General features: G+C 68.8%; 13 protein-coding genes. 10 read left to right on the top strand and 3 right to left on the bottom strand.

Features of this window, described 5'->3' with window-relative positions; all coding sequences use genetic code 11:
• Positions 1-47 precede the first annotated feature (47 nt).
• Both M8445_RS15490 and M8445_RS15485 read right to left on the bottom strand, forming a co-directional pair.
• A complete protein-coding gene (locus M8445_RS15490; RefSeq protein WP_273991195.1) occupies positions 48-3,485 on the bottom strand; it encodes a bifunctional diguanylate cyclase/phosphodiesterase in 3,438 nt (1,145 codons plus the stop codon).
• A gap of 290 nt (positions 3,486-3,775) precedes the next feature.
• A complete protein-coding gene (locus M8445_RS15485) occupies positions 3,776-4,477 on the bottom strand; it encodes an HAD family hydrolase (RefSeq protein WP_273991194.1) in 702 nt (233 codons plus the stop codon).
• Between the two features lie 269 nt (positions 4,478-4,746).
• On the opposite strand from M8445_RS15485, the gene M8445_RS15480 reads away from it, so the two are divergent.
• On the top strand, positions 4,747-7,944 hold the full coding sequence (locus tag M8445_RS15480) for a diguanylate cyclase domain-containing protein (RefSeq protein ID WP_273991193.1): 3,198 nt from the start codon (positions 4,747-4,749) through the stop codon (positions 7,942-7,944).
• Between the two features lie 103 nt (positions 7,945-8,047).
• On the opposite strand, the gene M8445_RS15475 is transcribed toward M8445_RS15480, so the two are convergent.
• Positions 8,048-10,474 (bottom strand): putative bifunctional diguanylate cyclase/phosphodiesterase, encoded by a 2,427-nt coding sequence (locus M8445_RS15475; RefSeq protein WP_273991192.1) that lies wholly within the window; start codon positions 10,472-10,474, stop codon positions 8,048-8,050.
• 567 nt (positions 10,475-11,041) lie between these two features.
• On the opposite strand from M8445_RS15475, the gene M8445_RS15470 reads away from it, so the two are divergent.
• The 9 genes from M8445_RS15470 to M8445_RS15430 all read left to right on the top strand — a co-directional run bounded on the left by M8445_RS15470 (position 11,042) and on the right by M8445_RS15430 (position 20,880).
• Complete coding sequence (locus tag M8445_RS15470) at positions 11,042-12,517, top strand: NAD(P)-dependent oxidoreductase (protein WP_273991191.1); 1,476 nt, start codon at positions 11,042-11,044, stop codon at positions 12,515-12,517.
• The gene (preA, locus tag M8445_RS15465; RefSeq protein WP_273991190.1) at positions 12,510-13,889 is read left to right on the top strand and encodes an NAD-dependent dihydropyrimidine dehydrogenase subunit PreA; all 1,380 of its coding nucleotides are present in this window, start codon (positions 12,510-12,512) and stop codon (positions 13,887-13,889) included. The genes M8445_RS15470 and preA overlap by 8 nt, the downstream gene beginning before the upstream one ends.
• Positions 13,890-13,891: 2 nt before the next feature.
• Positions 13,892-14,239 carry a hypothetical protein gene (locus M8445_RS15460; RefSeq protein ID WP_273991189.1) on the top strand — a complete coding sequence of 116 codons (348 nt, stop codon included), beginning with the start codon at positions 13,892-13,894 and terminating at the stop codon, positions 14,237-14,239.
• A 5-nt stretch (positions 14,240-14,244) separates the two neighbouring features.
• Positions 14,245-15,609: a dihydropyrimidinase gene (gene hydA, locus M8445_RS15455; protein ID WP_273991188.1), complete on the top strand. Its 1,365-nt coding sequence runs from the start codon at positions 14,245-14,247 to the stop codon at positions 15,607-15,609.
• Positions 15,610-15,653: 44 nt separating this feature from the next.
• On the top strand, positions 15,654-16,466 hold the full coding sequence (locus tag M8445_RS15450; protein WP_345386218.1) for an ABC transporter ATP-binding protein: 813 nt from the start codon (positions 15,654-15,656) through the stop codon (positions 16,464-16,466).
• A gap of 55 nt (positions 16,467-16,521) precedes the next feature.
• Entirely contained in the window at positions 16,522-17,352 is an 831-nt protein-coding gene (locus tag M8445_RS15445) for an ABC transporter permease (RefSeq protein ID WP_273991288.1), read from the top strand.
• Positions 17,325-18,323 (top strand): ABC transporter permease, encoded by a 999-nt coding sequence (locus tag M8445_RS15440; protein ID WP_273991187.1) that lies wholly within the window; start codon positions 17,325-17,327, stop codon positions 18,321-18,323. Before M8445_RS15445 ends, M8445_RS15440 begins: the two co-directional genes overlap by 28 nt.
• A gap of 45 nt (positions 18,324-18,368) precedes the next feature.
• Positions 18,369-19,430: an ABC transporter substrate-binding protein gene (locus M8445_RS15435; RefSeq protein ID WP_273991186.1), complete on the top strand. Its 1,062-nt coding sequence runs from the start codon at positions 18,369-18,371 to the stop codon at positions 19,428-19,430.
• Between the two features lie 211 nt (positions 19,431-19,641).
• The gene (locus M8445_RS15430; protein WP_273991185.1) at positions 19,642-20,880 is read left to right on the top strand and encodes a Zn-dependent hydrolase; all 1,239 of its coding nucleotides are present in this window, start codon (positions 19,642-19,644) and stop codon (positions 20,878-20,880) included.
• The last annotated feature ends 12 nt before the right edge of the window (positions 20,881-20,892 follow it).

Below are 20,892 nucleotides of genomic sequence, written 5' to 3'. Positions count from 1 at the left end.
TCCACCTTCGGCCCTGGCTGCGGCGCCCGGTCAGGGCCTGATGGGCTTCAGGACTCCGGTGGGGTCAGGATCAGCCCGCTGCGGTCTGCCGCTACCTGAAAGCGCGCGGCTTCGCGCGGGCGGCACAGCAGGTAGCCCTGCATGAATTCCACGCCCAGCCGGTCCAGGACGCTGTGTTCGTTCTGCGTTTCGACCCCCTCGACCACCAGTTCCGTTTCCAGCTCGGTGGTCATTTTCAGGATGGCTCCCAGCAGGGCCTGCCGGCGCTGCGTGACGTCGATGTTCCGCACGAATGAGCGGTCGATCTTGATGGAATCCACGGGCAGTTGTTCCAGTACGGACAGACTGGAGTGCCCGGTCCCGAAGTCGTCCAGGGCAATCCGGACTCCCATGGTGCGCAGGGCGTTCAGCTGCCGGATGACGGGTGGGGTCGCCACGACCGCCTCGGATTCCGTGAGTTCCACCACCAGCTGGGAGGGAACGCAGCCGGTTTCCTGGAGGGCCGCCCCGACCTGCGCCGGCAGGTCCCCGGCCTGAAGTTGCCCGGCGCTGACGTTCACGTGCATGGTCACGCGTTGGCGTGTCTGCTGGCTCCACACGGCCGCCTGCCGCAGCGCCCGCTTCATGATCTGGCGGCCCAGTTCGCTGATCAGACCGGAGGTCTCGGCGACGGGAATGAATTCAGCCGGGGACACGGAGCCCAGTTGCGGGTCGTGCCAGCGGGCCAGCGCCTCGAACCGCTGCCAGCAGGTCTGACCGGCCCTCGCGACCGGCTGGTAGTGCACCTGCAGGGAGCGGGTGTCCAGCGCGGTCCGCAGGCGCTCCTCGATGGCGGCCAGCCTCGCGTGCCGCTGCGCGAGGTCCGGTGTGTACGGACACCAGCGGGCGCGGCCCTGCCGTTTGGCTTCGTGGAGTGCCAGATCGACCTCCTTGAACCACTCGCTGACGCTGCCGCCCGCGTTTTCGTGCACGCTCAGGCCCAGCGAAATGCGGGGGTACAGGTGGACACCGTTCAGGACGACAGGTTGCTGCAGCGCGTTCAGCAGGGCGTCGGCCAGCGCGGCGGCCTGGGTGCCGGTGTAACCGGTCAGGACCACCCCGAATTCGTCTCCGGCGAGGCGCGTGACCACCTGCGGCGGGGGGATCAGGGTCCGCAGTCTTCCGGCTGTGACGTTCAGCAGGGCGTCGCCCGTGTGGTGCCCGTGCGTGTCGTTCACGTGCTTGAATCGGTCGATATCCAGCAGCATGATTCCTCCGCCCTGCCCGGCCTGGGTCAGCTGCTGGAGCGCCTGATTGAAGGCGCGGCGGTTGCCCAGTCCGGTCAACTCGTCCTGCTGCGCCTGCTGTTCCAGCGCCAGCCGCAGCTGGTGGCCTTCAGTGATGTCGCGCGTGGTCACGATCACGCCGCGCAGATCGCCGTTCTCGGACCACGGCACGGCGTTCATGATCACAACGCGCTGTTCTCCGTTTGCGAGGCGGTAGGTGGCCTGCGCGTTCCGGATGGTCTGACCGGTCTGCGCCGCCTGTGAAATGGGGTACTCACGGACGTCCAGCAGCTCCCCGGACATCGACCGTAGCGCCCAGATGGGATCGGTCAGGCTGGGCAGCCCGGTCAGGTCCGTCAGCCCGACCGATTCGAGGGTGGTGCGGTTGGCCTGCAGGGGCGTGCCGTCCGGGAGGCACAACACCAACGCCTCTTCCACCGCTTCGAGGATGGCGCGGCTCTGCTCCTCACGGCGTTGCAGGGTCTGCAGGAGCAGTGCCCGCTGCGCGGCCTGCCCCAGATGCGGCTGAATCCAGCGCAGGTGATCGAGCTGATCGGGCGTCAGGTCACGGTCACGCTGATCCAGTGCCAGGACTGCCCGGAAACTCCCGTCGGCCCGCAGGGGGATCAGCAGGACGGCCGGCTGGTCCCCCTGCGGGCCGTGGGGTCCGGGGGGCGTGGGTGCCGGTTCCCTTAACCAGACGGGTCCGGTCTGCTGGAGCGTCCACTCCCATTCGCTGTCGTTCAGGTGCGTCAGCAGCTGCGGATTCAGTTCAGGGAAGGGCCACTGGGCGCTGCTGACCACGGCGGCCGCTTCGTTGTCGTAGCGGGCCACCAGCACCCCGCTGCGGCCGTCGGTGGCGGCCATGGCGGCCCGCAGCACCACGTCGTACGTCTGGGCGGGTTGAGAGGCGCTGCCCAGCTGCTGCAGGACCTGCTGCGTGATGGACTGCCGCCTGAGCAGGAGGCGCTCTGCGGTCACGTCGTTCATGGTTCCCACCCAGCTCAGGACGTTGCCGTCGTCATTCAGGATGGGCGCGGCCTGCACCAGACACTGCACCACCTCTCCGGCGGCGGTGCGCGCCGCCAGCTCGAAACGCAGCGGCTGCCGGTCGTGCCTGGCCTGCTCGCACACACGCAGGTACCGTTCACGGGAGTCTGGCGGGAGTGCCTGCAGGTACCCCATACCCCGGTACTCCGCGAACGTCTGACCCGAGAAGGCCTCCCAGTCGGGCAGGTGCGTATGGACCCGGAAGTCCGCGTCGGTTTCCCACACCAGCGAGTGACTGGCTTCCACCAGCGTGCGGTACTGCTGCTCGGCGCGCCGTACCTCGCTGAACAGCTGCGCGCGTTCGGCGGCGGCCGCGCAGTGCTGCGCCAGCAGGTGCAGGTACGTGATCACGCCGGGTTCCAGCACCCGTGCGTGCCGCAGGCTGAGCATCATCACGCCTACCCGGCGCGTGGCGGTGTGCAGGGGGAGCATCACGATCCGCTGCGTCAGCGGCGCGAGTTGCAGGCCCGGGTACCGCCGGCATTCCTCGCGGGTCAGGGTCATGACCTGCCCGCTGCGGAACACCTCGGCGGCGGGCAGGTCGGATGTGACCGGCACCCGCGCGTACGGCGTCAGGGTGGCGGGGTCGAAGTTCACGCGGTAGCGCAGCACCAGGGTGTCGTCCTGCGGGTCGTGCAGGGACATCAGGATGCCGTACACGTCTTCTTGCAGTGTGGATAGCACCGTTTCCAGCGCGCTGTCCATGTCGGGCGCGGCGTACATGCGCAGCAGCAGGTCCGGCAGCCGCCCGGGCAGGCGTGACAGACCGGCGTGGCGGACGCTGAACCACCGCAGGTTCCCGTCGCCGGGAGCGTCGGCCGGCAGGTCACCGGGAGCGGGAGGCGGCACGCTGTCCACCTGAACGGTGCCCCGGCCCGGCAGTGGCAGGTCATGAACGCCCGCCACTGTTCCGGCCAGCAGCGCGCCGGTCGCCTGCTGCCAGGCCGCGTTTCCCGGAAAAACGCTGGCCAGGGAAGTGCCGGTCGTCAGGTCGACTTCCAGAATCTGCTGTGCGCCGGCCTCCACGTACCGCAGTGTTCCGGCCGGGTCCACTGCCAGCCGGGCCGCCTCCGGATGGCTGAGGCCCGCCAGCGTGGCCAGCCGGGAGGGCGGGCCGCCCGCTGAATTCGGGGCACTCAGCGGGTCGCCCCTGAGGGCGGAGCCGCGCACCCGGTAAAGAGGCCATGCAACATACCCGCAGTCTAACGGGCCACGGACGAACCGACACATGAAAACGCCCAGGACCTGACCGGGCCACCCAGACTGGTGGTGATCTGCCGACAGCCGGCACGGCCTCCCGGTCTCATGCGGACTCCGTCCGTTTCGTTCTCAACTCGCCAATGCACCGGGTTGCCAACTCCACTCCCGAAGTCCGTTCTGCTCCTCCTCTGCGGGGCAGCTCTATGAGTCGCGTCCGCTCGGACCCAGCGGCTTTGCAAGCCGTTCAAGCCGAGTCCGTCTCAGTCTAGGTCGTCGTCCTCTGCGGCGTTCACTACCTGTTCCAGCAGCTGACTCTCGCCGGGCAGCAGGGCGTAGTCGCACAGCGCCAGGAAGGCGCGGTCCGAGGTCTCGGCGCTGACGCCCACGGTCAGCGACACGCCGTTCAGGTGGCCTAGGACGTAGTTCACGGCCCCCTCGACCCGGATGTCGCGCGGCAGGACTGTCACCGTGTCGGGCGTGACTTCCAGCGTCAGGGCGCTGCTGAAGGGCCCGTCGCTGAGCCACTCGCGCAGGCCGGTGGCCGCCTGCCGCAGCGCCAGTTCCAGCCCGTGCGGGTGCGTGATCCTTACCAGCAGGGGCGCGCCGCTGCGCCCGACCAGGGTGACATCCAGCCCCAGTTGGCCCAGCTGCTCGATGTGGCCGGCAGCCTGGTAGGCGAGCGTGACGGCCTGCTCGGAGCTGCGCTGCGCTTCGAGGCTCAGGCGTCTCCAGGCCTCGTCCTCCAGGCCATCGGGCCCTATGACCACCGCGCCGCGCAGCAGCACCTGCCAGGAGGTGAAGGCCGCCGGGACGCCCAGCAGTCCCTCCTCGTCCAGATCCGTGACGGGGATCAGTTCGGCCTCCTGAAGCAGGGCGCTCAGGCCGTTCGAGCGGCGGTCAGTCTCGTGGGTTTCGGCGGTGTGAAGCAGGGTGGAGCGGGGGTTGACGAAGGCGACGATCATAGCTGCATGCTAGGGCCTGCGCGGTCCTGCGACCGGGTGCCTAGTTGCTGCTCGTCACGTGACGAGCAAACCGGGTTGTCCCGCAGGAACACGGCCCTGCTGGCTGGCCCGGCGCCCCGTCACTGGACGCCGCAGTGGGAATATGGACTCCGGATCCCTGCTGCTCGTCACGTGACGAGCACTCCGGCGGGGCCGGTCATCTGCACGCGGCGGGCACTTCCCGCGCGGCCTGCTGTTCACACCTGCGGCCGAGCCGGTAGTGTATGAGAGTGACCCTCTCCCAGTCCCTGCGTGACGAACTGACCAGTCTGCACCTGCGGGCCCAGTTTCAACGGGACCTGAATATCCTCGTGGCGGCAGGTCACTGCACCCTGCTGCTGTGTGACCTTGATCACCTCAAAACCCTGAACGACACCTTCGGACACGCCGCGGGCGATGAGGCGCTGCGTGCCGTGGGCCTGACCCTGCGGGCGTACCTGCCGCAGGGCTGGGAAGCGTACCGGCTGGGCGGTGACGAGTTCGCGGTTCTGGCCAGCGCCGGCGGCGACGTCGTGGCCCGCTGGTCGCTGGACCTGCTGGGCACCCTCCGGCAACGGCCGCGCAGCCTGCGGCTGAGTATGGGACTGGCCACCCTGGGTGAGAAAGGCGTGCAGACCGCCGACAGTCTGCGTGAACGCGCCGACGCCCGGATGTACAGCGCCAAACGCCTGGGCCGCGCTCAACTGGTCACCAGCGACATCCGCCACCCTTTTGCGCTGCAGGACCACCGGCTTCTGGACCGTGACAACGAACTGCAGGCCGTCACGGCCTTCCTGCGCAGCGCCTTCCTGAAAGGCGGGCGGCTGCGGGTACACGCCCCGGCCGGCTGCGGCCTGACCCGGTTCCTGGGGCACGCGGACGTGGTCGGGCGGCACCTGGGCTACCGCACCCTGAGCGTGAGCGGATCGCCGGCCAGTGCGCAGCGTGAACTGGGCGCGTGGGCCAGCGCCGGCCTGGACGGTTCACCCACCGACGCCGGACCGGTTGAACTGGCCGCCGCCCTGAAACAGGAGCGCGGCCGTCCGCTGCTGCTGATCCTGGACCGCCCTGAACACTTCGATCCGGCCACCACGCTGCAACTGCAGCCCCTGCTGGAAGAAGCCCGGACAGTCATCACCGGCTTCAACGAGGACGCCGGAAAGGTGCAGCTCGGCGAGACCCTGAACCTGCCGCCGCTGAGCACCGAGACCCTCAAGGCCGTGGCGGCCAGCCTCTCGCCCGAACCGCTGCCTGAGAGCGTGCTGGCGTGGCTGGGACAGCAGGCCCAGGGTTGCCCGGGCGACCTGCAGCGCTGGCTGGACGCCCTGCTGCTCGAGGCGCAGCTGCGCCTGCTCAGTCCGGCGGAACTGCTGGCCCAGGACGACGGCCCGCAGGCCGTCACGGCGCTGCTGCCGCGACTGTATCTGCCCAGCCTGCCACCGATGACCGGGCGGCAGGATGTCATGCGTGAAGCGGTGCGGGCGCTGCACTCCTGGCCGGTCCTGACCCTGACCGGTCCGCCCGGACGGGGCCGCACCCGACTGGCCCGGCAACTGCTGATGGAACTTCAGGGCCGCCTGCCCGGCGGTGTGGCCGCGCTGTCCCTGCAGGGCACGCACAGTCCTGGCGCGGCGCTGGCCCGCCTGGGTGAGGCGCTGTCAGGTGAGGTCGTCCCGAACGCCGACGAGCAACTGGTGGGCCGCCTGCTGGCCCGCCGCCCCATCCTGCTGCTGATCGATGACGTGACCCCGGACATCCTGGGCGCGCCGCAACTGGCCCGGCTGATCGCCCTGGCCCCCATGAGCCGCCTGATCCTGACCGGCGACGCCCCCCTGAACATTCCGCAGGAGCGTCACCTGCCCCTGGCCCCGCTGACCGGTTCGCAGGTGCGGGGCGCGCTGCTCAGCGCCGCCGGCCTGCCGGCGACCGCCGACCACCCGCCCCTGGACGCGCTGTGCGCCTGGGTACAGGGCGAACCCGAACAGCTGACGGCCGCGCAGGCCACCCTGCGGACCCTGGGCTGGCCGGCCGGCGCGGAGTACCTGCTCAGGCAGTCGGTGCAGGCCGGGCACCGCTGGGCGCAGTTCGGAACCCATGAACGCCGGATCCTGACGGCCCTGGGAGGCTGCGGCGCGCCGTTCAGTCTGAGTCTGGCCCGGCAACTGACGGGCGCCTCTCCGTTCATGCTGCGCGCGCTCGTCGATCAGCACGTCCTGCTGCCTGTCAGCACGGGACTGTACGCCCTGAGCGCCGGACTTCAGACGCACGCGCAGCGTGCCGTGCGCCGTGCGCCCGCCCGGCACCGTGAACTGACCGGCGCGACCCTGTCGTACGCCGCGGCGCTCGTGGGAGACGCCCCGCCGGGCAGCGTGACGTGGTTTCAGCAGCTGGACAGCTCCTGGCCGGAACTGCGGCCCCTGCTCGGCGGTCTGCTGGGTTCCGGCCGGGCCGATGCCCACCGACTGGCCCGGTTACTGGTGACGGTCACGCCGTACCGCGCGGCGCGCGGGCAACTGCACGACGCGCGGGACGAACTGAGCCGCGCGCTGCAACTGTCAGTCGGCGATGGGCGTGCCGAACTGCACGTGGCGCTGGCCGGCGTGCTGCAACACCTGGGCGCCCACGCTGAAGCCGAGGCGCATGCCGACCGGGCGCGGCGGCAGGCCCGCACGGACCGTCTGCCCGAGGTCGCGGTGCGGGCCGGGCTGATCCGCGCCCGGATCCTACACCGCCGCAGTCAGTACGTGCAGAGCCGCCAGCTGTTCCAGAGACTTCAGGCGCAGGTCGGCGGACACCCGCCGGAACTGCGGGTCATGGCGCTGGACGGTGTGGCCCGCAGCAGCGTCTTCCTGGGTGACCTGGAAGTCGCCGCCGCGCACGCCCAGGCCGCCCGGACGCTCGCCGCGCCGCTGTCACTGCCGCTCCTGCTGGCCGACACGCTGAACACCTCGGCCCTGATCGCCTCGGAAACGCGCGACCTGGGACAGGCCGAGACCCTGTTCACGCAGGCCCTGGACCTGCACGGGCAGGTTCACCACCATCACGGCATCACCCTGAACCTCACGGGACTGGCCTGGAACGCACTGCTGGCGGGTGAATTCGCCCGCTGCGCTGCCCTGAGCCGCCGGGTGCTGCGCCGCGCCGAGGATTCAGCGCAGCGCTGGGAGATCGGGAACGCGCTGCTGAACCTGGGGCACGCGCAACTGGCGGGCGACCTGCCGGGCAACCCGCAGGACCTGTTCAGGCAGGCGCGCGAGATTGCCCGGCAGTGCGACGCGCCGTCCCTGGAAGCCGAAGCGATCGGGGGAGAGGCCGCGTACCTCGCCCGCCACGGGCAGCGGGCGCAGGCGCAGGCGCGGCTGCACGAGGCGCTGGCGCATCCCGGCATGAGCGCAGAGGCCCGCGCGTTCTTCGCGCCGCTGATCGAGGACCTGACCGCGGCCGGCTGAACTGAACCCCGGACCCCGGCACAGCGGGCCCGCGCAGCCCGGAGGACGCCCGGCGCCCGGCGGCCCGCTTCCCCTGTCAGGGCTACCGGGGCCGGTCACATGGTTACCGCCGGGGCGGTAGGAGGGCGTTCGGCCCGGCGGGCACGGCCGTCCACCCGTGCACTTGCTCCAGCCACTGCCGGGTACTGACCGGGCGACTGATCAGGTAGCCCTGCACCTGATCGCAGTTCATCTCCCGCAGCCGCTGGAGTTGCCTGGCCGTCTCGACTCCCTCGGCCACGACCGTGATGTTCAGTTGCCGCGCGAGGTTCACGACCGCGGTGGTGATCAGCCGTTGCCGCGCGTCGTGTTCGAGGCCCTGCACGAAGGACCGGTCGATCTTGAGCTTGTTGACGGGCAGCTGCTGAAGGACTGCCAGTGAGGAGTACCCGGTGCCGAAGTCGTCCAGTGCCACGCTGAGGCCCTGGGCCTGCAGGACTCCCAGGGTGTGTGAGACGCCCGGCAGGTCGTGAATCAGGGCCTGCTCGGTCACTTCGAGTTCCAGGTAGTGCGCGGCCTGCGGGTGGTGGGTCATGAACCGGCTGACGCGTTCCCGAAAGTCCTCGCTGTGCAGTTCGGCGGCGCTGAGGTTCAGGGCGACGCGGAAGTTCCGGCCCAGCAGGTCGCTGGTCGTGCGGGCCACGCGGTAGGCGCGCAGCAGGACCAGCCGGGTCAGGGCCGGCATCAGGTTGAGTTCCAGGGCCAGCGGAATGAACTCGGCGGGCGGGACGGGCCCGCGTTCCTCGTCGGTCCAGCGGGCCAGGGCCTCGGCGCTGCGCAGTTCGCCGGTGCGCAGGTCCACGACCGGCTGGTAGTGCACGGACAGGCGGCCCCGCTGGAGGTCCCGGCGCAGCCGCTGCCCCAGCCGCAGCTGCTCGGTGTGCTGCCGCGCCCGTGACTGGTCGATGATCAGCGCGCGGTTCAGGCCGCTCTGGGCGGCGCTGCGGGCGGCGGCTTCCGCGTCGGCTAGGGCCTGCGAGGAGGCCGCCCCGTCGCTCCAGAGGCGCTCACCGGCCGACAGGTGCGGGTGAACCTCGGCAAACGACAGTGGGAGCGGCTGCGTCAGGACGCGCAGCAGGTCGCGGCTGCCGGGCGGCGTGGGGGCTGGGTCCTGTGCTGGCGCGGGCGCGAAGGCCAGGGTGTTCGCGCTGACGCGCCCCAGCAGCGTGCCGGCTGGCATCAGGGCCGCCAGCCGTTGCGAGAGGGCCAGCAGGTACTCCTCGAACGCGGCGTCCCCGTACAGCGAGCGGACCGGGCCGCCGTCCATCAGGCGCAGCGCCGTCATGGTCCGCGCCGGCGCGGGGGAGAGGTGCGAGGTCAGGCTGATGAACTGCGCGCGGTTGGGCAGCCCCGTGACGGTGTCGTGCTGCGCGTGAAAGTCCAGCTGGACCTGCAGGGCGCGGGTGCCGGTCACGTCGGCCAGGGTCAGCAGCGCGGCGGGCTGACCGTCCAGGCCGGTCACGCCGCGCTGAGATACCTGAAGCCACACGTCACCGGACGGGCGGCGCAGGGCGATCAGGATCAGCGACACAGGGCCGGGCTGAATGCCGTTCAGTCCATGCTGGATGATGTCCCCGGTCAGGACCCGGCCGTCTGCCGTCAGGATCTCCCACGGGAGGCGCTGGAAGTCCAGGGCGTCCAGGTCGGCCGGGACGCCCAGCAGTTCGGCCGCGCGTCCCGAGAGCGTCTGAATCCGGCCGCTTCTGGAGATCATCAGGACGCCGTCGTTCAGGGATTCCACGATCAGGCGGTGCTGCGCCTCGCTGCGCTGCAACCGGTCCTGAAGGTCCGTGTGCGCGGCCGTGGTGGCGCGGCTGAGTTGACGGGCCAGTTCGCCGCCCAGCGCCAGCAGGCGCCGCTGCGTCACGGACGTGCCGGGCCCGGCCGGGCGGCTGGCCCTGTTCCCTGCGCTTTCTTCTGCGGCGTGGGTGCCCGGAGGCTGCGGCGCGGGTGGCGGGCGTGGCTGGGCGCTTCTCAGACTCCAGTTGGTGTACGCGCTGAGGATCAGGGCAGCCAGATCCTCCTCGGTGTCTGGTGGCCCGGCCGCCTGCCCGAGCAGTGCTGACAGGTCGAGGAGCAGGGTGTGCAGCGCCGCGACCGGGTCGGTGTCCGCGCCCGTGACGCGCCGCTGCACCATGCGTTGAACGACGGTGAGCAGTTCGGTGCTGGCGTCAGTGTCGTCCAGCGGCCGGGAGTCCAGTGTGCCTGACACCGCCAGGGGCGGGTTCTGGAAGTTCAGATGAACGGTTTCGCCGGGCAGGGTCAGCAGGGCGTGCACCCTGGCGGGGTCTGTGGGCGCGTGCGGGCCGCTCAGGGTGGCGCGGATTCCCGGACCCTCCGACGCTGGCCGGCTCAGGTCGTCGCAGAATTCCTGCAGAACGCGGCGCAGGGCGTGGTCTGGCGCGGCGTGCAGATGCCCGTGCAGTCGGATCAACCCGGTGATCAGAGGGACGGTGACAGTCGTCGGGCGGCCAGGCATGAATGTGCTCATGATGACACCGTTTGAGGATGAGAGCGTCAGTACGGCGGCGCAACCGCACGGTCCACAGGCCCAGGGCACGACCGGTAAGGGATGCAGAAAAACCATCTGCTGAACCCTGATGTAATTTGTCATCGAAAATCTGAACGCATCGTTTGAAACGATGGCCCTAACCAGAATCCTGTCGATTTTCTCTGCATATCGCGCAACAATCTGGAAACGATATGCAGCCTGCTGTGAGGCGAGACTGTGGTGCAGAAGTGGATTTTGGTCGAACAGCACGATCGTACACCCCTGCGCGGCGTAAACAGAGAAATGAATATTTATTCGTATTATTATTCATTTTCGACTGCCCGCGGCTTCCTTTGACCAACAGGACAGAGTGTCAAAATATGCGCCAGAAGCAGAAAAATTGTCGACTCTTCCGGAGGCGGCCTGTCTTGACGACAGAGTATAAACATCCGCCAAGTGATTGACTCTATGCAGAGTGACGGCCTACAATCATGATCATTCGGTTAAATCTGCTCCCGAGAGGGCCGAACCGACCCCGCCCCCACGTCACGCGATGCGAGGTCAGTCATGGAATCAGCTCCCAGTTCCCCCCCAGCCGCCCACCCCACCCCGCCGCAGGAACTCCTGCCGCCCATGACCGCGCACGAGGCCGCTGTCGAGGCCGACCGCTGCCTGTACTGCTACGACGCGCCCTGCCTGCAGGCCTGCCCCACCCACATCGACATCCCTGGCTTCATCCGCAAGATCAGTACCGGGAACCTGCGCGGCTCGGCCCGCACCATCCTGGAAAGCAACTTCCTGGGCGGCACCTGCGCCCGCGTGTGCCCCGTGCAGGAACTCTGCGAGGGAGCGTGCGTGCTTGGCGCGGACCACACGCCCATCCAGATCGGCCGCCTGCAACGCCATGCCGTCGACCACGTGCAGGAACGCGGGATTCAGCTGTTCACGCCCGCGCCCGCCACCGGGCACCGGGTCGCCGTGGTCGGCAGTGGCCCCGCCGGGATCAGCGCCAGCGCCGAACTGGCAAAGGCCGGGCACGAGGTCACGCTGTACGAGAAACGCGAACTGGGGGGCGGCCTGAGCACCTACGGCATCATCGTCCTGCGCGAACCGGTCGAGGTGGCGCTGCGCGAGGTGCAGGCCGCGCGTGACCTGGGCGTGAACGTCGTCCAGGGGCATGAACTCGGCAGCCGCGCGGGCCTGGACGAACTGCTCGGCACGCACGACGCCGTGATCCTCGCGCTGGGCCTGGGCGCCGTGCCCGCCATCGGCATTCCCGGCGAGGAGTACATCCTGGACGGCCTGGACGTCATCGAAGCCAGCAAGATGGAGCGGCCCACCGGCGTCGGGGCGAGCGCCGTGATCATCGGAGCGGGGAACACCGCCATCGACGCCGCCACCATCGCCCGACGCTCCGGGGCGGACACCCTGATGGTGTACCGCCGCACCGAGCACGAAATGACCGCTTACCGCCACGAGTACGAGTTCGCGCTTCATGAAGGCATCCGCTTCAGCTTCCTGACGCAGCCCGTGGAAGTCCTGCACGAGAACGGGCAGGTGACGGGCCTGAAGTGCGTCCGCATGCGCCTGGGCGCGCCCGACGCCTCGGGGCGCGCCCGCCCGGAACCCATGCCCGGCAGTGAATTCGTCATCCCGTGTGACACGGTCATCAGCGCCATCGGGCAGGAGAAACCCGCGCTGGCCGCCGCGCTGGGCCTGGAACTGGACGGCGGGTACATCCGGGTGGACGACGCCCTGCAGACCAGCCTGCCGCGCGTGTATGCCGCCGGGGACTGCGTCCGCGCACGCGGGAACGCCAGCACCGTCATGGCCGTGCAGGACGGCAAGATCGCCGCCGCCAGCATCGAGCAGGCCCTGGGCCGCACGCCCCGCGTCACCCTGAAACCCACGCCGCCCGCCGAGGTGCGCGACCACCCGCTGTACCTCGCGGCGCACGGCCCAGTTCCGAGAAACGCGGCCCCGACCGGCCCAGGCCAGACGCCCACGGGCCACGCGCCCGCCACGGAGGCCCACCATGGCTGACCTCAGTATCGACTTCGCCGGCATCCGCTCCCCCAACCCCTTCTGGCTGGCCTCGGCTCCACCCACGAACAGCGGCGCGCAGATCCACCGCGCCTTCGAATACGGCTGGGGCGGCGCCGTCTGGAAGACCATCGGCGCGCCCGTCCTGAACATCAGCAACCGCTACGGCAGCCTGAGTATCGGCGGGCAGCGCATGCTCGCCATCAACAACGTCGAACTGATCAGCGACCGACCCCTGGACGTCAACCTGCGTGAGATCGCCGAGATCAAACGCCTGTGGCCCGACCGGGCCGTGATCGTATCCGCCATGGTGGACGCCGACCCACAGGCCTGGAAAGACATCGTCATGATGATCGAAGACACCGGCGCCGACGGTATCGAACTCAACTACGGCTGCCCGCAGGGCATGAGCGAACGCGGCATGGGCGCCGCCGTCGGACAGGTGCCCGAGATGTGCCAGCTGAACACCCACTGGGTCACCAGCGTCACCCGCCTGCCCGTCATCGTGAAACTCACGCCGAACATCACTCACATCGTGGACCCCGCCCACGCTGCCCTAGCCGGGGGCGCCCACGCCCTGAGCCTCATCAACACCATCAACTCCGTCACCCGCGTCGACCTGGACACGCTGCTGATCACGCCCAGCATCGGCGGGCGCGGCACGCACGGCGGGTACGCCGGCCCGGCCGTCAAGCCGATTGCGCTGAATATGCTGACCGAACTCATGACCGATGAAGGCGTGCTGCGCAGCGGCGTGCCCATCAGCGGCATGGGCGGCATCGCCACCTGGCGCGACGCCGCCGAATTCCTGCTGCTGGGCGCCAGCAGCCTACAGGTCTGCACGGCCGCCATGCAGCACGGCTACCGCATCATCGATGACCTCACCGACGGCCTGAGCAACTGGATGGACGACCACGGCTTCGCCACCATCGCCGACGTGACCGGCCGCAGCCTCCCGCAGATGAGCACCTTCGGCGGCCTGGACCTCAGCCACCAGTCCGTCGCGCGCATCGACCAGAACAAATGCATCGGCTGCGACCTGTGCTACGCCGCCTGCAACGATACCGCCCACCAGTGCATCGACCTCGTCAGCCCCGGCGGCGTCACCGTCGACCCCGGCTACGACATGAGAACCAACGGCCGACAGGTCGCCGACACCCGCCCCCGCCCTGTCGTCCGCGAAAGTGACTGCGTCGGCTGCGCCCTGTGTGCCAACGTCTGTCCCGTCGACGGCTGCATCACCATGGTCACCGTCCCCAGCGGCAGAGAGAGCGTCACCTGGGACGAACTGACCGCCCAGCGCCCCGAAATCGCGCAGAGCTGGGCCGCCATGCAGGCCTACCGCGAAGAAGTCGGCATCGAGATCCACTGAGTATGGAAGAGAGGTCGTTTGAATTTCTAATTCAGGACGCCGAAAACGGCTGGTTTGAATGGAGTCCGGCCCGCTACCCAGAGCTGTTGAGGTTGCCGCAGACCCCCTCCGCCGACGGTCCCGGCCCGGGACACAGCCTTCAGGTGGATGATGCCTCTCTGCGGTTTTACGACGAGATGGTCGGTATTCAGGTCATCGTGTCCGGGAACGTTACCTATGAGCGGGCACATGCCCTGGTCACCGAAGTGGCTGACCATCTGGTCCGGCTCACTCAGCAGAGCGTCACCGTGTTTGAAGTCGAGGTTGAGTTTAAGGGACGACCTGTCCGGTTCGTCAGCCAAGAGGAGTGAACTGCATGATCCTACTCATTCAACACGGCGAGATTGTCACGGATGGGAAACGCTTCAGGGCGGACGTGCTGGTGGAAGGGGAGACCATCACGCAGATCGGGGAGAACCTGAGCGTGCCGGACGGCGCGACCGTGATCGACGCGAGCGGGAGGTTCGTGTTCCCCGGTTTCATCGACCCGCACGTGCACATCCACCTGCCGTTCATGGGAACGTTCGCCAAGGACACGCACGCGACCGGGTCGCAGGCGGCGCTGATCGGCGGGACGACCACCTTCATCGAGATGCTCGCGCCGGGCGGCAGTGAGAACCTGATGGACGGATGGCGCACCTGGACAGGCATGGCGGAAGGAAACAGCGCCTGCGATTACACCTTCCATATCGGCGTGACCCGCTGGGACGCGGAGACGGAGGCGACGCTGCGCGAGCTGGTGGGGGAGGGCATGAAGTCCTTCAAGGTGTTCCTGGCGTACAAGGGCGCGTTCGGAATCGACGACGCTGCGCTGTACGGGGTATGCCGGCTGGCGGCGGAACTGGGTGTGGTCGTCACGGCGCACTGCGAGAACGCCGATCTCGTGTCGGAACTGCAACAGAAACTGATGGCGGAGGGGAAGACCGGCCCGGAGTGGCACGAGCCGAGCCGCCCTGAGAGCGTGGAGGCGGAGGGCACCGCGCATTTTGCGACGTTCGTGGAGATGACGGGCGCGCACGGGTACGTGGTGCACCTGAGTAACGCCCGCGCGCTTCAGGCGGCGCTGGACGCCCGGTCGCGCGGCGTGAACCTGGATGTGGAGGTGGTGATTCCGCACCTGACGCTGGATAAGACCTACGCGGAGCGGCCCGGCGTGGAGGGCGCGAAGTACGTCATGTCCCCGCCACTGCGCGACAAAGGCAATCAGCCTCCGTTGTGGGCGGCGCTGGAACGCGGGGACATTGCCACGGTCGGCACGGACCACTGCCCGTTTGATGTGGCGCAGAAGCACATGGGCGACGGGAACTTCACACTCATCCCGAACGGCATTCCAGCCCTGGAGGACCGCGTGAACGTCCTGTACACGCAGGGCGTCAGCCGCGGAACTTTGAGTGTGGAGCGTTTCGTGGACGCCGCAAGCACCCGCGCCGCGCAGATTTTCGGCCTGTACCCCCGCAAGGGCACGGTCAGCGTGGGGAGCGACGCGGACCTCGTGATCTACGACCCGGCGTACCGGGGCACCATCAGCGCCGGGAACAGCCACATGAACACCGACTACAGCGGCTACGAGGGCTGGGAGATCGACGGGCGCCCCGAGGTCGTCACGGTACGCGGTCAGGTGGCCGTGCAGGGCGGTGAGTTCGTGGGCGACCCGGCGCGCGGACAACTGCTGCGGCGGTAAATCGTGAGTGACAGTTCGCTGATACAGAGTCTGAAGGAGGAATCGTGACGTACACCAGCCCGACCCCGCAGGCCAGTCCACCACAGAACGAGCCGCCCATCGTGTCCATCCGCGACCTGCAGAAAGTGTTCCCGGTGCCCGGCGGGCAGACGGTGGCCCTACAGGACGCGAACCTCAGCATTCAGAAGGGTGAGTTCATCAGCCTGATCGGCCCGAGCGGCTGCGGGAAGACCACGCTGCTGCGTCTGATGGCCGACCTGGAACAGCCGACCGGCGGGGAACTGCTGATCGCGGGCCGCACCGCCGACGAGGCCCGCCGTGAGCGGCAGTACGGGTACGTGTTCCAGGCCCCGGCGCTGATGGAATGGCGGACGGTACTGAAGAACGTGCTGCTGCCGCTGGAGGTCATGAACGTGCCCGGCGACCGCCTGGCCCGCGCCCGCGAGATGCTGAAACTGGTGGGGCTGGAGAAGTTCGAACGGAACTACCCCTGGCAGCTGTCCGGCGGGATGCAGCAGCGCGTGAGCATTGCCCGCGCGCTGGCGTTCGATCCGCCGCTGCTGTTCATGGACGAACCGTTCGGGGCGCTGGACGAGATCACCCGCGAGCATCTGAACCTGGAACTGCTGCGGCTGTGGCGCGAGACGGGCAAGACCGTCATCTTCGTCACGCACTCCATTCCGGAAGCGGTGTTCCTGAGTACGCGCGTGGTCGTCATGACCGCCCGCCCGGGCCGCATCGAGGGCATCGTGGACATCGACCTGCCGCACCCGCGCAGTGACGACACCCGCGAGGACCCGCGCTTCTTCACGCACGCCACCGAGATCCGCGAACTGCTGAAAAAGGGTCACGCTTGAACCGGGGACAGCCGTGACTGCTGCCCGCCCCTCGTGGCTGGCGGGCCTCGGGCCGATGCTGATCGTCGCGCTGATCGGCGCCGTGCTGTACTGGCCGCTGATGCTGGCCGCGAACGTCGGCCCGGCCGGACGCACCCTGGCCAGCGGCGCGGAACTCGACTGCCGGACCGCGCTGGCCTGCGCCTCGCAGCTGCGCAACCCTGTGGTGCCCGCCCCGGCGCAGCTCGCGCAGGGCTTCGCGCGCCTGAGTACGCCGGTCACGTCGCCGCTGGCGCTGCCGTACAACGTGGGCGTCACCGCCGGGGAAACGCTTCTGGGGCTGGTCCTGGCGACCGTGACGGGACTGGGGCTGGCGCTGCTGCTGGTCGCCAGCCGCTCGTTCGAGCGGGCCACGCTGCCGTGGCTGGTTGCGTCTCAGACGGTGCCGGTCGTGGCGATCGCGCCGATGCTGGCAGTACTGCTGGGGCAGTACGGCGTGCAGGGCTTCCTACCGAAAGCGATTATTGCGGCGTACATCGCGTTCTTTCCCATTGCGATCGGCATGAGCCGGGGCCTGCGCAGCGCCGACGCCCTGCACGTGGACCTGATGCGCACCTACCATGCCAGCGGCGTGCAGACCTTCCGCCTGCTGCGCTTTCCGGCCAGCCTCCCTTACCTGTTCACGGCGCTGAAGGTGTCGGTCACGGCGGCGCTGGTGGGCAGCATCGTCGCCGAGATCAGCACCATCTCGTTCTCCGGGCTGGGCAAGATGCTCGCCGAGAACTCGCGCGCCAGTGACACGGTGGCCCTGTGGGTGATCATGGGGTACGGCGCGCTGCTGGGCGTCACGCTGGTCGCGCTCGTGAACGCGCTGGAGAGGTGGGTGACCCCGTGGAGCAGACGATGACCCCCGCCCGTCCCCCCGCCCGCACGGCGGCCGCCCGCCCCGGCGCGGCGCTGCTCACCGCCGCCGCGCTGCTCGTTGGCGTGGGGGGCCTGCTGCTGGTGTGCCTGACCCTCCCCGCCCCTGGCGAGGGCACGGCCCCAGATGCGCGGGCGTGGCTGACGGGCATCCTGGCGCTGCTGGCCGTGGGGGCGCTGGGCGTGCGCGGCGCGGCGCAGGGAATGTCACGCGCCGCGCGGGTCGCCCCGCCCCTCCTGACCGGCCTGCTGGCCGTCCTGGCTGCCGAGGGCCTGCTGCGCGCCTACGCCGTGCCTGCCGGGCTGATCCCCACGCCCACCCGCGTGCTGGCGGCCCTGTGGAACGCCCGCACGGTGCTGCTTCAGGACACCTACACCACCTTCGTCCTTGAGGCGCTGCTGGGCTTCCTAGCGGGCACCGTGCTGGGGCTGGCGCTGGCGCTGCTGGTCGTGCGCTTCCGGTTCCTGGAACGCGGGCTGCTGCCGTACGCGGCGCTGTTCAGTTCCATTCCCATCGTGGCGCTGGCCCCCGTGATCGTGAAGGCCATCGGCCTGGACTGGCCCAGCAAGACGGTCGTCGTGGCCGTCACGGTCCTGTTCCCGGTCGTGGTGGGAGCGGTGCGCGGCCTGCAGAGCGCCTCGCCCCTGCACCTGGACCTGATGCACACCTACGCCGCCGCCCCCACCCGCACCTTCCTGGACGTGCGGGTTCCCACCGCGCTGCCATTCGTGTTCGGCGCGCTGAAAGTCGCCAGCACCCTGGCCCTGATCTCCGCCATCGTCGCCGAGTTCTTCGGTACGAACGGGCACGGCCTGGGTTTCCGCATTCAGATCGAGGTGGGCCGCTTCGGACTGGACGTCGTGTGGGCCGCCATCGTGCTCGCCAGTATTGCCGGTATTGCCTTCTTCTCGCTGGTCAGCGCCGCCGAAACGCGGTTCCTGCCGCGCCGCTCCTGACCCCCGTTTCACCCGAACGCGCCCCCCCACTCCCCGGAGGTTCCCATGAAACGCAGCACCCTGATCCTGGCCGCCCTGCTCCTGACCGCCGCCTCCAGCGCCTCCGCGCAGAAACTCGTGCCCGTCAAGGTGCAGCTCAAGTGGTTCCCGCAGGCGCAGTTCGCCGGGTTCTTCGTCGCGCAGGCCAAGGGGTACTACAAGGCCGAGGGCCTCGACGTGCAGTTCCTGCCGACCGGCGACCAGAGCCCCATCCAGACGGTCGCCACCGGCACCGCCGACTTCGGCACCACCTGGATCACCGACCTGCTTACCGCCCGCCAGCAGGGCATCCCGGTCGTGCACATCGCGCAGCTGTTCCAGAAGAGCGGGTACACCCTCGTGTCCCTGAAATCCGCTGGCCTCAAGACCCCGGCCGACTTCAAGGGCAAGCGCGTGGGCGTGTGGCCCAGCGGGAACGAGTACCCCGCCGTGGCCCTCCTGAAGAAGTACGGCCTGACCACCAGTCTGGATAGCACTGCCAGCAACCCCAGCGTGCAGGCCGTCACGTACCCCTTTGATCCCAGCATCGTCTTCCCTGACAAGGTCGATCTGGTGTCCGCCATGACCTACAACGAGGTCGATCAGATCGTCGGCCTCGGCTACCCGCTCGACAAACTCCAGATCTTCAACGCCAGCGATTACGGCATCAACCTGCTCGAAGACCTGATGTTCACTACCGAACGCACCCTGGCGAACAAGAACTTCAAGGGCAGCGGCCAGAGCGGTGAGGACATCGCCGCCAAACTCGTGCGCGCCACCATCAAGGGCTGGAACTACGCCGTCAAGAACCAGAAAGAAGCCGTGCAGACCGTCCTGATCAACTGCGGCAACACCTGCAAGGGTTCGGGCACCCGCTCCAGCGCCGCCGGACACCAGACCTGGCAGATGACCGAGGTCGCCAAGCTGTACAACGCCGGCCCCACCCTGAAGGGCCGCGCCGGGTACCTCGACCCCGCCACGTACAAGGCCAACGTGACGCTCCTGAAAAGCCTCGGCATCCTCAAGAGCGACCCCAGCCCCGCCGCCGTCACGTACAAGGTGTGGGAAAAAGCCACCGGCAAGAAGTAGATGGTTGATGGTTGAAAGTTGATAAGTAACTGCCGGGTGATGATTGCATCATCACCCCGAGCGGAGCGAGAAGGCAATAGGAGCTCTGGGCGGAAGTGGAGCGGGTTCGGGCGCTTCTCCCGGACACGTGTAACTGAAGCCCAGAGCTCTTAGAGGGTGGTTCTCCATCACCTATCGACTTTCAACCTTCAACTGTCTTCGAAGGAGACGCATGCTTGATCCACAACGCACCATCGACGAACTCAAGGCCCTTCGTGAATTGACTGGGGACGAGCAGGGCGCGCAGCGGGTGGCGTTCACGGACACCTGGGTCGCGGCCCGCGCGTTCCTGAAAGAGCGGCTGGACGCCCTGCCTGTCACGCAGCACATGGACGCCGCCGGGAACTGGTGGGCGACCCTGCCCGGCGAGAGCGAACGCGCCCTGCTGATCGGCGGGCACCTGGACAGCGTCCCGAACGGTGGGTGGCTGGACGGGTGCCTGAACGTCCTGGCGGGCCTGGAAGTCCTGCGGCGCGTGAACGAGCAATACGGGGGCCGCCCGCCCGTCACGCTGAAACTCGTGGACTGGGCCGACGAGGAAGGCGCCCGCTTCGGCCGTAGCCTGTACGGGTCCAGCGCCGCCGGGGGCAACCTCGACGTGACCGAGATGCGCAAACTGAAAGACCGCGACGGCGTGGGCCTCGAAGACGCACTGGCCCGCGTGGGCGTGACCCTGGCCGACGCCCCGAACGCCCGCACCGAACTGGAGAACGCCGCCGCGTACCTCGAACTGCACATCGAGCAGGGACCCGTCCTCGAACACCTGGATCTTCCGCTGGGTGCGGTGCTCGGCACGGTCGGCGTCGAGCGGCACACCGTCACCTTCCACGGGCAGGCCGCGCACAGCGGCAGCACGCCCATGAACGTCCGCCGGGACGCCTTCCTCGCCGCCGGACGCTTCGGGCAGGCCATCTACGACATCGCCGCGCGGCACGGGGGCGTGTGCACGGTCGGCAGCGTGAAGACCCTGCCCGGCATCGTCACCAGCGTCGTCGAGACCTGCGAACTCACCCTCGACCAGCGCCACCTCAACGCGGGCAGCCTCGCCGCCATGTGGCAGGACGCGCAGGACGCCGCCACGCAGTTCGCGCAGGATGCCGGGTGCACCGTCACCTTCGGGTACCTCTGGAATATCGAACCCATCCCCTTCCATCCCATGCTCATCGACGCCGCCGAGGCCAGCATCCTGACCGTCACGCCCGCCACGCACCGCCTGCCCAGCGGCCCCCTGCACGACGCCGCCGAGGTCGCCCGCGCAGGAATTCCCACCGTCATGCTGTTCGTGCAGTCCCTGCGCGGCATCAGCCACAACAAGATCGAGGACACCCGCGAGGACCACCTCGCCCTGAGCGTGCAGGCCCTCGACGACCTGACCACCCGCACCATGGACTGGATTGCCCGGAGCTCCTGACGTCCGGGCCGG

Source organism: Deinococcus aquaticus (genome assembly GCF_028622095.1).
Classification (GTDB): Bacteria; Deinococcota; Deinococci; order Deinococcales; family Deinococcaceae; genus Deinococcus; species Deinococcus aquaticus.
This window is presented reverse-complemented; position numbering and strand designations above follow the sequence as displayed.

What these genes read in the sequence shown, in the direction of transcription:
- M8445_RS15475 (WP_273991192.1), bottom strand. Translation starts at nt 10,474, where the DNA reads ATGAGCACATTCATGCCTGGCCGCCCGACGACTGTCACCGTCCCTCTG.
- preA (WP_273991190.1), top strand. Translation starts at nt 12,510, where the DNA reads ATGGCTGACCTCAGTATCGACTTCGCCGGCATCCGCTCCCCCAACCCC.
- M8445_RS15430 (WP_273991185.1), top strand. Translation starts at nt 19,642, where the DNA reads ATGCTTGATCCACAACGCACCATCGACGAACTCAAGGCCCTTCGTGAA.
- M8445_RS15460 (WP_273991189.1), top strand. Translation starts at nt 13,892, where the DNA reads ATGGAAGAGAGGTCGTTTGAATTTCTAATTCAGGACGCCGAAAACGGC.
- M8445_RS15435 (WP_273991186.1), top strand. Translation starts at nt 18,369, where the DNA reads ATGAAACGCAGCACCCTGATCCTGGCCGCCCTGCTCCTGACCGCCGCC.
- M8445_RS15485 (WP_273991194.1), bottom strand. Translation starts at nt 4,477, where the DNA reads ATGATCGTCGCCTTCGTCAACCCCCGCTCCACCCTGCTTCACACCGCC.
- M8445_RS15445 (WP_273991288.1), top strand. Translation starts at nt 16,522, where the DNA reads ATGCTGATCGTCGCGCTGATCGGCGCCGTGCTGTACTGGCCGCTGATG.
- M8445_RS15470 (WP_273991191.1), top strand. Translation starts at nt 11,042, where the DNA reads ATGGAATCAGCTCCCAGTTCCCCCCCAGCCGCCCACCCCACCCCGCCG.
- hydA (WP_273991188.1), top strand. Translation starts at nt 14,245, where the DNA reads ATGATCCTACTCATTCAACACGGCGAGATTGTCACGGATGGGAAACGC.